At 66.3% G+C, this 13,667-nt stretch carries 20 protein-coding genes; all 20 read left to right on the top strand.

The genetic code is table 11. The features are described 5' to 3' along the window. Nucleotides 1-359: 359 nt before the first annotated feature. Nucleotides 360-665, top strand: coding sequence for a 30S ribosomal protein S10 (gene rpsJ / locus AC0KTM_RS20885; RefSeq protein ID WP_003873519.1), 306 nt, complete (start codon nucleotides 360-362; stop codon nucleotides 663-665). Between the two features lie 14 nt (nucleotides 666-679). Further along, nucleotides 680-1,333, top strand: a complete 654-nt coding sequence (gene rplC / locus AC0KTM_RS20880) for a 50S ribosomal protein L3 (RefSeq protein WP_225330078.1) — start codon at nucleotides 680-682, stop codon at nucleotides 1,331-1,333. Continuing rightward, entirely contained in the window at nucleotides 1,333-2,004 is a 672-nt protein-coding gene (rplD, locus tag AC0KTM_RS20875; protein WP_225330079.1) for a 50S ribosomal protein L4, read from the top strand. Before rplC ends, rplD begins: the two co-directional genes overlap by 1 nt. Continuing rightward, nucleotides 2,004-2,306: a 50S ribosomal protein L23 gene (gene rplW / locus AC0KTM_RS20870; RefSeq protein WP_003873516.1), complete on the top strand. Its 303-nt coding sequence runs from the start codon at nucleotides 2,004-2,006 to the stop codon at nucleotides 2,304-2,306. The genes rplD and rplW overlap by 1 nt, the downstream gene beginning before the upstream one ends. A 28-nt stretch (nucleotides 2,307-2,334) precedes the next feature. Next, on the top strand, nucleotides 2,335-3,177 hold the full coding sequence (gene rplB / locus AC0KTM_RS20865) for a 50S ribosomal protein L2 (RefSeq protein WP_008260807.1): 843 nt from the start codon (nucleotides 2,335-2,337) through the stop codon (nucleotides 3,175-3,177). A 29-nt stretch (nucleotides 3,178-3,206) separates the two neighbouring features. Beyond that, on the top strand, nucleotides 3,207-3,488 hold the full coding sequence (rpsS, locus tag AC0KTM_RS20860) for a 30S ribosomal protein S19 (protein ID WP_009957090.1): 282 nt from the start codon (nucleotides 3,207-3,209) through the stop codon (nucleotides 3,486-3,488). Then, entirely contained in the window at nucleotides 3,485-4,027 is a 543-nt protein-coding gene (gene rplV, locus AC0KTM_RS20855) for a 50S ribosomal protein L22 (protein ID WP_225330080.1), read from the top strand. Before rpsS ends, rplV begins: the two co-directional genes overlap by 4 nt. Continuing rightward, nucleotides 4,027-4,860 (top strand): 30S ribosomal protein S3, encoded by an 834-nt coding sequence (rpsC, locus tag AC0KTM_RS20850; protein WP_225330081.1) that lies wholly within the window; start codon nucleotides 4,027-4,029, stop codon nucleotides 4,858-4,860. The genes rplV and rpsC overlap by 1 nt, the downstream gene beginning before the upstream one ends. A gap of 3 nt (nucleotides 4,861-4,863) precedes the next feature. After that, nucleotides 4,864-5,280, top strand: coding sequence for a 50S ribosomal protein L16 (gene rplP / locus AC0KTM_RS20845; RefSeq protein WP_068073415.1), 417 nt, complete (start codon nucleotides 4,864-4,866; stop codon nucleotides 5,278-5,280). After that, a complete protein-coding gene (gene rpmC / locus AC0KTM_RS20840; protein WP_008260802.1) occupies nucleotides 5,280-5,513 on the top strand; it encodes a 50S ribosomal protein L29 in 234 nt (77 codons plus the stop codon). Before rplP ends, rpmC begins: the two co-directional genes overlap by 1 nt. Continuing rightward, nucleotides 5,513-5,860 (top strand): 30S ribosomal protein S17, encoded by a 348-nt coding sequence (gene rpsQ, locus AC0KTM_RS20835; RefSeq protein WP_225330082.1) that lies wholly within the window; start codon nucleotides 5,513-5,515, stop codon nucleotides 5,858-5,860. The genes rpmC and rpsQ overlap by 1 nt, the downstream gene beginning before the upstream one ends. A 115-nt stretch (nucleotides 5,861-5,975) precedes the next feature. Then, the gene (locus AC0KTM_RS20830; RefSeq protein ID WP_472416575.1) at nucleotides 5,976-8,336 is read left to right on the top strand and encodes an arylsulfatase; all 2,361 of its coding nucleotides are present in this window, start codon (nucleotides 5,976-5,978) and stop codon (nucleotides 8,334-8,336) included. Nucleotides 8,337-8,406: 70 nt separating this feature from the next. Continuing rightward, on the top strand, nucleotides 8,407-9,297 hold the full coding sequence (locus tag AC0KTM_RS20825) for a formylglycine-generating enzyme family protein (protein ID WP_225330084.1): 891 nt from the start codon (nucleotides 8,407-8,409) through the stop codon (nucleotides 9,295-9,297). A 40-nt stretch (nucleotides 9,298-9,337) separates the two neighbouring features. Beyond that, a complete protein-coding gene (locus AC0KTM_RS20820) occupies nucleotides 9,338-10,840 on the top strand; it encodes an HNH endonuclease signature motif containing protein (protein ID WP_472416573.1) in 1,503 nt (500 codons plus the stop codon). 229 nt (nucleotides 10,841-11,069) lie between these two features. After that, nucleotides 11,070-11,438 (top strand): 50S ribosomal protein L14, encoded by a 369-nt coding sequence (rplN, locus tag AC0KTM_RS20815; RefSeq protein WP_003403649.1) that lies wholly within the window; start codon nucleotides 11,070-11,072, stop codon nucleotides 11,436-11,438. Continuing rightward, nucleotides 11,439-11,756, top strand: coding sequence for a 50S ribosomal protein L24 (rplX, locus tag AC0KTM_RS20810; RefSeq protein WP_008260626.1), 318 nt, complete (start codon nucleotides 11,439-11,441; stop codon nucleotides 11,754-11,756). It abuts the gene before it with no gap. Beyond that, the gene (gene rplE / locus AC0KTM_RS20805) at nucleotides 11,756-12,319 is read left to right on the top strand and encodes a 50S ribosomal protein L5 (RefSeq protein ID WP_064937345.1); all 564 of its coding nucleotides are present in this window, start codon (nucleotides 11,756-11,758) and stop codon (nucleotides 12,317-12,319) included. The genes rplX and rplE overlap by 1 nt, the downstream gene beginning before the upstream one ends. Nucleotides 12,320-12,322: 3 nt before the next feature. Further along, on the top strand, nucleotides 12,323-12,508 hold the full coding sequence (locus AC0KTM_RS20800; RefSeq protein ID WP_003873499.1) for a type Z 30S ribosomal protein S14: 186 nt from the start codon (nucleotides 12,323-12,325) through the stop codon (nucleotides 12,506-12,508). Between the two features lie 191 nt (nucleotides 12,509-12,699). Continuing rightward, nucleotides 12,700-13,098: a 30S ribosomal protein S8 gene (gene rpsH / locus AC0KTM_RS20795; RefSeq protein ID WP_008260619.1), complete on the top strand. Its 399-nt coding sequence runs from the start codon at nucleotides 12,700-12,702 to the stop codon at nucleotides 13,096-13,098. Nucleotides 13,099-13,109: 11 nt separating this feature from the next. Further along, on the top strand, nucleotides 13,110-13,649 hold the full coding sequence (rplF, locus tag AC0KTM_RS20790) for a 50S ribosomal protein L6 (RefSeq protein WP_008260611.1): 540 nt from the start codon (nucleotides 13,110-13,112) through the stop codon (nucleotides 13,647-13,649). The last annotated feature ends 18 nt before the right edge of the window (nucleotides 13,650-13,667 follow it).

Below are 13,667 nucleotides of genomic sequence, written 5' to 3'. Positions count from 1 at the left end.
CGGCCCGAGATCCTGCCCGAATTTTGCTCGGGCCCCGATCTAGGGCATACTGTTCAGGTTGCCTTGAGCCGGGTTTGCGCCTGGTCGGGCATACGACCAGCGTCCAAACGGGCGCGTCCGGTCCCATCCTTTGAGAGCGACGAATTTCGATCGTGAAATCGGCGCGCCGAGGCTGTGGGAGGGTGACACACCCGACCGCGGGGGCCGGTGGACCACGACAGGTAAACAGCGGCGCACTATCCGGCGCAACGCTCGATCGGCCAACAACGGCCGGCCCGATCGGCGCGCCGGTGGCACTGAGGACATGGATTATTTGAGCCCGGGTAACGGGGCTCAACGGGAGCGAGGGTAGGAGAAGCGTGGCGGGACAGAAGATCCGCATCAGGCTTAAGGCCTACGACCACGAGGCTATCGACGCGTCGGCGCGCAAGATCGTCGAGACCGTCGTCCGCACGGGTGCCAGCGTCGTAGGGCCGGTGCCGCTGCCGACCGAGAAGAATGTGTATTGCGTCATCCGCTCACCGCACAAGTACAAGGACTCGCGGGAGCACTTCGAGATGCGCACGCACAAGCGGCTGATCGACATCCTCGACCCGACGCCGAAGACGGTTGACGCGCTGATGCGCATCGACCTTCCGGCCAGTGTCGACGTCAATATCCAGTAGGGAGTTACAGAGCAATGGCGCGTAAGGGCATTCTCGGTACCAAGCTGGGCATGACGCAGGTATTCGACGAGAACAACAGGATTGTGCCGGTGACGGTCGTCAAGGCCGGGCCGAACGTGGTGACCCGCATCCGCACGCCGGAGCAGGACGGCTACAGCGCCGTGCAGCTGGCGTACGGCGAGATCAGTCCGCGCAAGGTCAACAAGCCGGTGACCGGTCAGTACGCGGCCGCGGGCGTCAACCCGCGCCGGTTTCTGGCCGAGCTGCGGCTGGACAACCCGGACGCGGCCGCCGAATACCAGGTCGGCCAGGAGCTGACGGCCGAGATCTTCAGCGACGGCAGTTACGTCGACGTGACCGGCACCTCCAAGGGAAAGGGCTTCGCCGGCACCATGAAGCGCCACGGCTTCCGTGGTCAGGGCGCCAGTCACGGCGCCCAGGCGGTGCACCGTCGCCCGGGTTCCATCGGTGGTTGCGCCACCCCCGCCCGCGTGTTCAAGGGCACCCGGATGGCGGGCCGGATGGGTAACGACCGGGTGACCGTCCAAAACCTGTTGGTGCACAAGGTCGATACCGAGAACGGCGTGCTGCTGATCAAGGGTGCGGTCCCCGGCCGCACCGGTGGACTCGTGGTGGTCCGCAGCGCGGTCAAACGAGGTGAGAAGTGATGGCAGCACAAGGTTCCAAGACGCTCAAGATCGACGTCAAGACACCGGCCGGCAAGGTCGACGGCTCGATCGAGTTGCCGGCCGAATTGTTCGACGCCCCGGCCAATATCGCGCTGATGCACCAGGTCGTCACCGCGCAGCGCGCGGCGGCGCGCCAGGGCACGCACTCGACCAAGACGCGCGGCGACGTCAGTGGCGGTGGCCGCAAGCCGTACCGGCAGAAGGGAACCGGCCGCGCCCGGCAGGGTTCCACGCGGGCCCCGCAGTTCACCGGTGGTGGCGTCGTGCACGGCCCCAAGCCGCGTGACTACAGCCAGCGCACGCCCAAGAAGATGATCGCCGCGGCATTGCGCGGTGCGCTGTCCGACCGGGCGCGCAACGGGCGCATCCACGCGATCACCGAAATTGTCGCGGGCCAAACCCCGTCGACAAAGGACGCCAAGGCGTTCTTGAGCACGCTGACCGACCGCAAGCAGGTGCTGGTCGTGATCGGACGCAGCGACGAAGCCGGCGCCAAGAGCGTGCGCAACCTGCCCGGTGTGCACATTCTGACGCCCGGCCAGCTCAACACCTATGACGTGCTTCGCTCCGACGACGTGGTGTTCAGCGTGGAGGCCCTCAACGCCTACATCAGCGCCAACACCGGTACCCCCGAGGAGGTTTCGGCCTGATGGCGACCGTCACTGACCCCCGCGACATCATTCTGGCCCCGGTCATCTCGGAGAAGTCCTATTCGCTCCTCGATGACAACGTGTACACGTTCGTGGTGCACCCCGATTCGAACAAGACGCAGATCAAGATCGCCATCGAGAAGATCTTCTCCGTCAAGGTCGCATCGGTGAACACCGCAAACAGGCAGGGTAAGCGGAAGCGCACCAGGACCGGATTCGGCAAGCGCAAGAGCACCAAGCGGGCCATCGTCACGCTGGCGCCGGGTAGCAAGCCGATCGATCTGTTCGGGGCACCGGCCTAGCCGCCGCGAGAGGAAGACCTGATTAGACATGGCAATTCGTAAGTACAAGCCGACGAGCCCAGGCCGTCGCGGCGCAAGCGTGTCCGACTTCTCCGAGGTCACTCGTTCCACCCCGGAGAAGTCGTTGGTACGGCCGCTGCACGGTCACGGCGGGCGTAACGCGCACGGCCGCATCACCACCCGCCACAAGGGTGGCGGCCACAAGCGCGCCTACCGGGTGATCGACTTCCGTCGCAACGACAAGGACGGCGTCAACGCCAAGGTCGCCCACATCGAATACGACCCCAACCGCACCGCCAACATCGCGTTGCTGCACTTCCTGGACGGCGAGAAGCGCTACATCATTGCGCCGCAGGGACTTTCGCAAGGCGACGTGGTGGAGACGGGTCCGAACGCGGACATCAAGCCGGGCAACAACTTGCCGTTGCGCAATATCCCGGCCGGTACCGTGATCCACGCCGTGGAACTGCGGCCGGGCGGTGGCGCCAAGCTGGCGCGGTCGGCCGGCGCGAGCATTCAGTTGCTCGGTAAGGAGGGCACCTACGCGTCGCTGCGTATGCCCAGCGGTGAGATCCGCCGCGTCGACGTGCGCTGCCGCGCCACCGTCGGCGAGGTGGGCAACGCCGAGCAGGCGAACATCAACTGGGGCAAGGCCGGCCGCATGCGGTGGAAGGGCAAGCGCCCTTCGGTCCGTGGTGTGGTCATGAACCCGGTGGATCACCCGCACGGTGGTGGTGAGGGCAAGACCTCCGGTGGTCGCCACCCGGTGAGCCCGTGGGGCAAGCCCGAGGGCCGCACCCGCCATCCCAATAAGGCCAGCAACAAGCTCATCGTGCGACGCCGGCGTACCGGCAAGAAGCACGGTCGCTGAGGAAGCCCAGGACCAGGAGTAGTCAGCACATGCCACGCAGCCTGAAGAAGGGCCCGTTCGTCGACGGCCACCTGCTCAAAAAGGTGGACGCGCAGAACGAGAAGAACACCAAACAGGTGATCAAGACATGGTCGCGCCGTTCGACGATCATTCCTGACTTCATCGGCCACACCTTCGCGGTCCACGACGGACGCAAGCACGTCCCGGTGTTCGTCACCGAGTCGATGGTCGGTCACAAGCTTGGTGAATTCGCGCCCACTCGCACCTTCAAGGGACACATCAAGGACGACCGGAAGGCCAAACGGCGATGACCACAACTGAATTTCCGTCGGCGGTGGCCAAAGCACGCTTCGTGCGGGTGTCGCCGAGGAAGGCGCGTCGGGTGATCGACCTGGTGCGCGGCCGCTCGGTGACCGACGCGCTGGACATCTTGCGCTGGGCGCCGCAGGCCGCCAGTGAGCCGGTGGCCAAGGTGATCGCCAGCGCCGCCGCCAACGCGCAGAACAACAACGGGCTGGACCCGTCGACCCTGGTGGTCGCCACCGTCTACGCCGACGAGGGCCCGACAGCCAAGCGCATCCGCCCGCGCGCCCAGGGCCGCGCGTTCCGGATTCGCAAGCGCACCAGCCACATCACGGTCGTGGTGGAGAGCCGCCCGGCGAAGGACCAGCGGTCGGCGAAGTCGACCCGGGCCCGTCGCGCCGAGGCCAGCAAGGCCGCCGCCAAGAAGGCGCCGGCCACCAAGGCGCCCGCCAAGAAGACCGCGGCAAAGGCGCCCGCGAAGAAGGCCGCACCGAAAGCCGAAGCCAAGACGTCTGAGACCTCTGACGCGAAGGGAGGCTCAGACTAGTGGGCCAGAAGATCAATCCGCACGGCTTCCGGCTGGGCATCACGACCGACTGGAAGTCACGCTGGTACGCCGACAAGCAGTACTCGGACTACGTCAAGGAAGACGTCGCGATCCGCCGGCTGCTGTCGACGGGCCTGGAGCGGGCCGGGATCGCCGACGTGGAGATCGAGCGCACCCGCGACCGCGTCCGGGTGGACATCCACACCGCGCGTCCGGGCATCGTCATCGGCCGTCGCGGCACCGAAGCCGACCGGATCCGTGCCGACCTGGAGAAGCTGACCGGCAAGCAGGTGCAGCTCAACATCCTCGAAGTCAGAAACCCTGAGTCGCAAGCACAATTGGTGGCGCAGGGCGTCGCCGAGCAGCTGAGCAACCGGGTCGCGTTCCGTCGGGCGATGCGCAAGGCCATCCAGTCGGCGATGCGCCAGCCCAACGTCAAGGGCATCCGGGTGCAGTGCTCCGGCCGTCTCGGCGGCGCCGAGATGAGCCGCTCGGAGTTCTACCGCGAGGGCCGGGTGCCGCTGCACACGCTGCGCGCCGACATCGACTACGGCTTGTACGAGGCCAAGACCACCTTCGGCCGGATCGGTGTGAAGGTGTGGATTTACAAGGGCGACATCGTCGGTGGCAAGCGCGAATTGGCCGCCGCCGCTCCCGCGGGCGCCGAGCGTTCCCGCCGCGAACGTCCGTCGGGCACCCGCCCGCGCCGCAGTGGCGCGTCGGGCACCACGGCCACCAGCACGGAGGCCGGCCGGGCAGCCAGTGCCGAAGAGGGCGCTGCAAGCGCCGCGGCCGCCGCACCCGCTGCAGAACCGCAAAGCACGGAGAGCTGAATCATGTTGATTCCACGCAGAGTTAAACACCGCAAGCAGCACCACCCCCGCCAGCGCGGCATCGCCAGCGGCGGCACGGCGGTGAACTTCGGTGACTACGGCATCCAGGCTCTGGAGCACGCCTACGTCACCAACCGGCAGATCGAGTCCGCTCGTATCGCCATCAACCGGCACATCAAGCGTGGCGGCAAGGTGTGGATCAACGTGTTCCCCGACCGCCCGCTGACCAAGAAGCCCGCGGAAACCCGGATGGGTTCGGGTAAGGGTTCGCCGGAGTGGTGGGTGGTCAACGTCAAGCCGGGCCGGGTGCTGTTCGAGCTGAGCTACCCCAACGAGCAGATCGCCCGCGCCGCGCTCACCCGCGCGATCCACAAGTTGCCGATCAAGGCTCGCATCGTGACTCGAGAGGAACAGTTCTGATGGCAGTGGGAATTTCGCCGGGCGAACTGCGCGAGCTCACCGACGAGGAGCTGACCGAGCGGTTGCGCGAGTCCAAGGAAGAGCTGTTCAACCTGCGCTTCCAAATGGCGACCGGCCAGCTCACCAACAACCGCCGGCTCCGCACCGTGCGTCAGGAGATCGCGCGCGTCTACACCGTGCTGCGCGAACGAGAACTGGGCCTGGCTTCCGGGCCCGATGGTAAGGAATCGTGATGGCAGAAGCCAAGAAGGCCGCCCCCAAGAAGGCCGCCGCAGCCCAAGCCGCGTCGAAGGATAAGGGCCCCAAGAACACTCCGGCCAACCCGAAGGTGCGCGGCCGGCGCAAGGTGCGCATCGGTTACGTGGTCAGCGACAAGATGCAGAAGACCATCGTGGTCGAACTGGAAGACCGCGTGCGTCACCCGCTGTACGGCAAGATCATCCGGACCACCAAGAAGGTCAAGGCGCACGACGAGAACAGCGCCGCCGGGATCGGCGACCGCGTCTCGCTGATGGAAACGCGCCCGACGTCGGCGACCAAGCGCTGGCGGCTCGTCGAAATTCTGGAAAAGGCGAAGTAAGGCCTGGAGCGACGTCGAAACGCCCGGGACGTGATCGTCTCGGGCGTTTTGCTTGCCGAATGTAACGCCACTGCGAAAAAACGCGGAAAGTTCGCGGCCACGTTACGCTCGGCGCATGTCCACTGACTCGCGAGGCTTCCAAGGCAAGATCGAGCTCGATATCCGGGATTCCGAACCGGATTGGGGCCCGTATGCCGCGCCGACCGCGCCGCAGAACGCACCGAACGTCCTTTATCTGGTCTGGGATGACACGGGCATTGCGACCTGGGACTGCTTCGGCGGCTTGGTCGAGATGCCCGCCATGTCGCGTATCGCCGAGCGTGGCATCCGGCTTTCGCAGTTTCACACCACCGCGCTGTGTTCACCGACCCGGGCGTCGCTGCTCACCGGGCGCAACGCCACGACCGTGGGCATGGCCACCATCGAAGAGTTCACCGAGGGCTTCCCCAACGCCAACGGCCGCATCCCGTTCGACACGGCCCTGCTGTCCGAGGCTCTCGCCGAACAGGGATACAACACCTACTGCGTGGGCAAGTGGCACCTGACGCCGCTGGAAGAATCGAACCTGGCGTCGACGAAGCGGCACTGGCCGATCGCGCGGGGCTTCGAGCGGTTCTACGGGTTTCTGGGCGGCGAGACCGACCAGTGGTATCCAGACCTGGTGTACGACAACCACCCGGTGAGCCCGCCGGCAGCCCCGGAGGACGGCTACCACCTTTCGAAGGACCTCGCCGACAAGACGATCGAATTCATCCGCGATGCCAAAGTGATTGCGCCCGAGAAGCCTTGGTTCTCCTACGTGTGCCCCGGCGCCGGGCACGCGCCGCATCACGTCTTCAAAGAATGGGCCGACCGCTACGCCGGCCGCTTCGACATGGGCTACGAGCGCTACCGCGAGATCGTGCTGGAGCGGCAGAAGTCGATGGGAATCGTGCCGCCGGACACCGAATTGTCGCCGGTCAACCCGTATCTCGACGTGAAGGGGCCCGGCGGCGAGCCGTGGCCCCTGCAGGACACGGTGCGGCCCTGGGACTCGCTGGCCGACGACGAGAAGAAGCTGTTTTCCCGGATGGCCGAGGTGTTCGCCGGGTTCCTGAGCTACACCGACGCCCAGATCGGCCGGATCCTGGACTATCTCGAGGATTCCGGTCAGCTCGACAACACCATCATCGTGGTGATTTCCGACAACGGCGCCAGCGGCGAGGGCGGCCCGAACGGTTCGGTCAACGAGGGCAAGTTCTTCAACGGCTACATCGACACGGTCGAAGAAAGCATGAAGCTGTTCGAGCATCTCGGCGGCCCGCAGACCTACAACCACTACCCGATCGGGTGGGCGATGGCGTTCAACACGCCCTACAAGCTCTACAAGCGGTACGCCTCCCACGAGGGCGGTATCGCCGACAGCGCAATCATCTCCTGGCCCAACGGGATTGCCGCGCACGGCGAGGTCCGCGACAACTACGTCAACGTCTGCGATATCACGCCGACGGTCTACGACCTGCTCGGTCTGGCGCCGCCGCAAACCGTCAAGGGTATACCCCAGAAACCCCTGGACGGCGTGAGTTTCAAAGCGGCCCTTGCCGATCCGAAAGCCACCACCGGCAAGAGCACCCAGTTCTACACCATGCTGGGTACCCGAGGGATCTGGCACGAGGGCTGGTTCGCCAACACCGTGCATGCGGCCACACCGGCCGGCTGGTCGCATTTCGACGCCGACCGCTGGGAACTGTTCCACATCGAGGCCGACCGCAGCCAATGCCACGACCTCGCGGACGAAAAGCCGGAAAAACTCGAAGAACTCAAGGCGTTGTGGTTCTCGGAAGCCGCCAAGTACAACGGGCTGCCGCTGTCGGATTTCAACATTCTGGAGACCCTGGGGCGGTCGCGACCGTATCTGGTCGGCGACCGGGTCAGCTACATCTACTATCCCGATTGCGCGGATGTGAGCATCGGCGCCGCCGCCGAAATCCGCGGCCGGTCGTTCTCGGTGCTGGCCGAGGTGACCATCGATACCACCGGCGCCGAGGGTGTGCTGTTCAAGCAGGGCGGCGCGCACGGTGGGCATGTGTTGTTCATCCAGGACGGGCGGCTGCATTACGTGTACAACTTCCTGGGCGAGCGCCAGCAGGAGGTCTCCTCGGCGCGGGCCGTGCCGTTGGGCAGGCATCTGTTCGGCGCCAGCTATTCGCGCACCGGCACGGTCGAAAACAGTCATACGCCGCTCGGTGACCTGACGCTGTTCATCGACGACGAGGTCGTCGGCACGCTCGCCGGGGTGACCACCCATCCCGGCACCTTCGGGCTGGCCGGTGCCGGCATCACGGTCGGTCGTAACGGCGGATCTGGTGTCTCCAGTCGCTTCAAGGTGCCGTTCGCGTTCACCGGCGGGACCATCGCCCAGGTCACCGTCGACCTGTCCGGCCGCCCCTATCGGGACATGGAAACCGAGATCGCGCTTGCCTTTTCGCGCGACTGACGGCGGCCGCGCGAGGCGCGCGCCGGCGATGCCCGGGTCAGTCGAACAGAGTTCGTCCTACCCTGGACTGGTGCTGAGCGAACTGGTCGACCTCCCCGGCGGGTCATTCCGCATGGGCTCGACTAGCTTTTACCCCGAAGAGGCGCCGATCCATAGCGTCACGGTGGGTGCCCTCGCGGTGGAACGGCACCCGGTGACCAATGCGCAGTTCGCCGAATTCGTCGACGCCACCGGGTATGTGACGGTGGCCGAGCAACCGATCGACCCGGCGCTGTACCCCGGGGCGGATCCCGACGATCTGTGCCCGGGCGCAATGGTTTTCCGACCGACGCCGGGGCCGGTGGACCTGCGTGACTGGCGACAGTGGTGGCAGTGGGTGCCGGGCGCGAGCTGGCGTCATCCGTTCGGCCCCGACAGCGACGTGGCGGACCGCGGCGATCATCCGGTGGTGCAGGTCGCCTATCCCGACGCGGCCGCCTACGCGCGCTGGGCGGGGCGGCGGCTGCCGACCGAGGCCGAGTGGGAGTACGCGGCCCGCGCTGGGACGACGACGACGTACTCGTGGGGTGAGGAGCCCACCCGCGATGGCCGGCTGATGGCCAACACCTGGCAGGGCAGCTTCCCCTACCGCAATGACGGGGCGCTCGGCTGGGTGGGGACCTCGCCGGTCGGCACGTTTGCGCCCAATGCGTTCGGCCTCGTCGACATGATCGGCAACGTCTGGGAATGGACCGCCACCGAGTTCTCCCCGCATCACCGGCTCGATTCGCCGCCGAAGGCCTGCTGTACCCCGGCGGGCCGCGCCGATCCGTCCGTCAGCCAGGCGTTGAAGGGCGGCAGCCACCTGTGCGCGCCGGAGTACTGCCACCGATATCGGCCGGCGGCCCGGTCGCCGCAATCGCAGGACTCCGCGACCACCCACATCGGGTTTCGCTGCGTGGCGGATTCGCCGTCAGCCTAGGTCGGGTGGGTTGTCGGACCCTCGTGGCATACTCGAACACATGTTCGATGAGGCGCGGCGGCGTGCGGTGATCGCCGAGTTTGATGAGCTGATCGAGCGGTGTTATCCGTCGTCGACCCGGGAGTCGGTGGCGCTGCTGGAGTGGATCGGTGTGGCGGGGCGGGTGGAGAATCGGGCGGCGGCGGCGCAGTTGGTGGCGATCGGGGAGTTGTTTGCCTATCGGCTCTCGCGCTGTGCGGAGACCGAGGGCTGGGCGGTGGATACCGAGGCGGCGGTGGCCGCGGAGGTGGGCGCGCAGTTGCGGATCGGCCAGGGCCTGGCGGCGAGTCGGGTCCGCTATGCGCGGGCGATGCGGGAGCGGTTGCCGAAGGTGGGGGCGGTGTTTGCCGCCGGGGATATCGATTACCGGATGTTTCAGACGATCGTGTTCCGCACCGATCTGATCACCGACCCCGAGGTGCTGGGGGCGGTGGACGCGGCGTTGGCGGGCTGTGTGGGTCGGTGGCCGTCGTTGAGTCAGGGCCGGCTGGCCGCGGCGGTCGACAAGGTGGTCGCGCGCGCGGACGTCGATGCGGTGCGCCGGCGCCAGGAGCGTGCGGCCGGCCGCGAGGTGTGGATGGCCGACATGGGCGACGGGCTGGCGCATGTGGAAGCCACCCTGTACGCCGCGGACGCCCATGCCCTGGACAAACGGTTGGATGGGTTGGCGGCCACGGTGTGTGTACATGACCCGCGCACCCGTGAGCAGCGCCGTGCTGATGCGTTGGGGGCGTTGGCCGCCGACGCCGATCGGTTGGGGTGTCGCTGCGGTCGCCCGGATTGTGCGGCGGGGGGTCGGGCCGCGGGCCCGGTGGTGATCCATGTGATCGGCGCGCACGCTGTGCTGCAGGGTCGCGCATCCACGCCGGGTGTCGAGATCGGTGGCGAGGGATTGATCCCACCCGAGGTGGTTGCGGAGTTGGCGGCCTCGGCCCGGCTGGTGCCGCTGACCCATCCCGGCGATGCGGCCCCGGAGCCGGGGTATGTGCCCTCGAAGGCGTTGGCCGATTTCGTGCGGTGTCGGGATCTGACCTGTCGCTGGCCCGGTTGTGATCGCCCGGCCACCGCCTGCGATGTGGACCATACGATCCCGTACTCCGCCGGTGGGCCCACGCATGCGTCGAACCTCAAGGCTTTGTGCCGGACGCATCATTTGGTGAAAACGTTTTGGGGCTGGCGCGACCAGCAACTGCCCGACGGCACGCTGATCTTCACCTCCCCGGCCGGGCGCACTTATGTGAGCACCCCGGGCAGCGCCCTGCTGTTTCCCAGCCTGTGCGCACCCACCGCCGAACTGCCCGCCCCGGCGCCAAGACCCCAACCCTGCGCCGACCGTGCCGCGATGATGCCCCAACGCCGCCGCACCCGCACCCAAGACCGCGCCACCCGCATCGCCACCGAACGCAAACACAACCGCGACGCGCGGTTGGCCCGGCGGCCCCCGTCGGCGACCTGCTCCTGGCCCGCCGTCTACGGTCCCGACGACGATCCGCCACCGTTTTAGGTGCGCAATCTCCTCATCTGCATCGCGTCCTGGCAGAATTTGGCTCTGAGCTGGTCGTCCCCTAGACTCTAGGGGTTGCCTTGGGCAGACCTCGGCCGGTGCGAATCGGCCCCGCGTGCCTTTCGGTGACAAAGACCGCGCACGTCAGGTTTTTTGGTGGGTCATGCCCGCCGAATGCCCACTCAGGTGGGTCTCCTGTCGTGCACACGCAACCAGGTCAGGAGATCGAGTGATTCAGCAGGAATCGCGGCTGAAGGTCGCCGACAACACCGGCGCCAAGGAGATCTTGTGCATCCGTGTGCTGGGCGGTTCGTCGCGACGCTACGCCGGCATCGGCGATGTCATCGTCGCCACCGTCAAGGACGCCATCCCCGGCGGCAACGTCAAGCGTGGGGATGTCGTCAAGGCCGTCGTGGTGCGCACGGTCAAGGAGCGCCGGCGTCCCGACGGCAGCTACATCAAATTCGACGAGAACGCCGCGGTGATCATCAAGCCCGACAACGACCCGCGCGGGACGCGCATCTTCGGGCCGGTCGGCCGCGAACTGCGCGAGAAGCGATTCATGAAGATCATCTCGCTGGCTCCGGAGGTTTTGTAGATGAAGGTCAAAAAGGACGACACCGTCCTGGTGATCGCGGGTAAGGACAAGGGCGCCAAGGGCAAGGTGCTGAAGGTCTACCCCGAGCGCAACCGGGTGCTGGTCGAGGGTGTCAACGCGATCAAGAAGCACACCGCGATTTCGACCAACCAGCGCGGAGCCCAGTCGGGCGGAATCGTCACCCAGGAAGCCCCGATCGACGCCTCCAACGTGATGGTGGTCGACTCGGACGGCAAGCCCACCCGTGTCGGCTACCGGGTCGACGAGGAGACCGGCAAGCGCGTCCGCATCTCCAAGCGCAACGGCAAGGACATCTGATGACTACTGCAGAAAAAGCGCAGCCGCGCCTGAAAGAGCGCTACCGCAACGAGATTCGCGATGCGTTGCACAAGGAATTCGGCTACGGCAACGTCATGCAGATCCCGACGGTGACCAAGGTCGTCGTCAACATGGGTGTCGGCGACGCCGCGCGGGACGCCAAGCTGATCAATGGCGCCGTCAGCGACCTGGCGCTGATCACAGGGCAACGGCCCGAGATCCGTCGCGCCCGCAAGTCCATCGCGCAGTTCAAACTGCGTGAGGGCATGCCGATCGGCGCGCGGGTCACCCTGCGCGGGGACCGGATGTGGGAGTTCCTCGACCGTCTCACCTCGATCGCGCTGCCCCGTATCCGCGACTTCCGCGGCCTTTCGCCCAAGCAGTTCGACGGTGTCGGCAACTACACGTTCGGGCTGGCCGAGCAGTCGGTGTTCCACGAGATCGACGTGGACAAGATCGACCGGGTCCGCGGCATGGACATCAACGTCGTCACCTCGGCGACGACCGACGAAGAAGGACGGGCGCTGTTGCGGGCCCTCGGCTTTCCCTTCAAGGAGAACTAAGCGATGGCAAAGAAGGCACTGGTCAACAAGGCCGCACGCAAGCCGAAGTTCGCGGTCCGCGGCTACACGCGCTGCAACAAGTGCGGCCGGCCCCGCGCGGTCTTCCGCAAATTCGGCCTGTGCAGGATCTGCCTGCGCGAGATGGCGCATGCGGGCGAGCTGCCCGGCGTGCAAAAGAGCAGCTGGTAACAGCCGAAACCCCCAGACCAACTCAGAAAAAGTGCGCGACAGGCCCGGACCGGGAACCACCGCGAGGAAGGTGACAGACACTGTCATGACTGCGACATCGACGATGCAGAGCGCAGCGATGAAGAGGAGTGGCGCTCGATGACTGCGACAGCGACGATGCAGAGCGCAGCGATGAAGAGGAGTGGCGCTCGATGACTATGACGGACCCGATCGCAGACTTCTTGACACGTCTGCGCAACGCCAATTCGGCGTATCACGACGAGGTGACGTTGCCGCACTCGAAGCTCAAGGCCAACATCGCCCAGATCCTCAAGAGCGAGGGCTACATCAGCGACTACCGCACCGAGGATGCTCGGGTCGGCAAGTCGCTGATCGTTCAGCTCAAGTACGGGCCGAGCCGGGAGCGCAGCATCGCCGGTTTGCGCCGCGTGTCCAAGCCCGGTCTGCGGGTGTACGCGAAATCCACCAATCTGCCGCGCGTGCTCGGCGGCCTGGGTGTGGCGATCATCTCCACGTCCTCGGGTCTGCTCACCGACCGCCAGGCAGCCCGGCAGGGCGTGGGCGGCGAAGTCCTCGCGTACGTGTGGTGAGGGGGTAAGAGATGTCGCGTATTGGTAAGCAACCGGTTCCGGTTCCCGCCGGAGTCGACGTAACGATCGATGGCCAGAAGGTCTCGGTGAAGGGGCCCAAGGGCACCCTGGATTTGACCGTGGCCGAGCCGATCACCGTGGCGCGCAACGACGATGGCGCGATCGTGGTCACCCGCCCCAACGACGAGCGGCGCAACCGCTCGCTGCACGGGCTCTCGCGCACCCTGGTGTCCAACCTGGTCACCGGCGTGACGCAGGGCTACACCACCAAGATGGAGATCTTCGGCGTCGGTTACCGCGTGCAGCTCAAGGGCTCCAACCTCGAGTTCGCGCTGGGCTACAGCCACCCCGTGGTGATCGAGGCGCCGGACGGCATCACGTTCGCCGTGCAGTCGCCGACGAAGTTCACCATCACCGGGATCGACAAGCAGAAGGTCGGCCAGATCTCGGCGAACATCCGCCGTCTGCGTCGCCCCGACCCGTACAAGGGCAAGGGCGTGCGCTACGAGGGTGAGCAGATCCGCCGCAAGGTCGGAAAGACAGGTAAGTAATCATGGCGCAATCACAAG

It is taken from the genome of Mycobacterium sp. NTMscope_Eco_3 (genome assembly GCF_976985685.1).
The sequence above is the reverse complement of the archived record's forward strand: the minus strand, read 5'-3'. Positions and strand labels throughout refer to the sequence as shown.

Bases quoted from the DNA above. Each gene is read 5' to 3' on its own strand.
- rplD (WP_225330079.1), top strand. From the start codon at position 1,333: ATGGCAGCACAAGGTTCCAAGACGCTCAAGATCGACGTCAAGACACCG.
- rpsQ (WP_225330082.1), top strand. From the start codon at position 5,513: ATGGCAGAAGCCAAGAAGGCCGCCCCCAAGAAGGCCGCCGCAGCCCAA.
- AC0KTM_RS20800 (WP_003873499.1), top strand. From the start codon at position 12,323: ATGGCAAAGAAGGCACTGGTCAACAAGGCCGCACGCAAGCCGAAGTTC.
- rplV (WP_225330080.1), top strand. From the start codon at position 3,485: ATGACCACAACTGAATTTCCGTCGGCGGTGGCCAAAGCACGCTTCGTG.
- rplF (WP_008260611.1), top strand. From the start codon at position 13,110: ATGTCGCGTATTGGTAAGCAACCGGTTCCGGTTCCCGCCGGAGTCGAC.
- AC0KTM_RS20830 (WP_472416575.1), top strand. From the start codon at position 5,976: ATGTCCACTGACTCGCGAGGCTTCCAAGGCAAGATCGAGCTCGATATC.
- rpsH (WP_008260619.1), top strand. From the start codon at position 12,700: ATGACTATGACGGACCCGATCGCAGACTTCTTGACACGTCTGCGCAAC.
- rplX (WP_008260626.1), top strand. From the start codon at position 11,439: ATGAAGGTCAAAAAGGACGACACCGTCCTGGTGATCGCGGGTAAGGAC.
- rpsS (WP_009957090.1), top strand. From the start codon at position 3,207: ATGCCACGCAGCCTGAAGAAGGGCCCGTTCGTCGACGGCCACCTGCTC.
- rplE (WP_064937345.1), top strand. From the start codon at position 11,756: ATGACTACTGCAGAAAAAGCGCAGCCGCGCCTGAAAGAGCGCTACCGC.
- AC0KTM_RS20820 (WP_472416573.1), top strand. From the start codon at position 9,338: ATGTTCGATGAGGCGCGGCGGCGTGCGGTGATCGCCGAGTTTGATGAG.
- rplB (WP_008260807.1), top strand. From the start codon at position 2,335: ATGGCAATTCGTAAGTACAAGCCGACGAGCCCAGGCCGTCGCGGCGCA.
- rplC (WP_225330078.1), top strand. From the start codon at position 680: ATGGCGCGTAAGGGCATTCTCGGTACCAAGCTGGGCATGACGCAGGTA.
- rplP (WP_068073415.1), top strand. From the start codon at position 4,864: ATGTTGATTCCACGCAGAGTTAAACACCGCAAGCAGCACCACCCCCGC.
- rplW (WP_003873516.1), top strand. From the start codon at position 2,004: ATGGCGACCGTCACTGACCCCCGCGACATCATTCTGGCCCCGGTCATC.
- rpmC (WP_008260802.1), top strand. From the start codon at position 5,280: ATGGCAGTGGGAATTTCGCCGGGCGAACTGCGCGAGCTCACCGACGAG.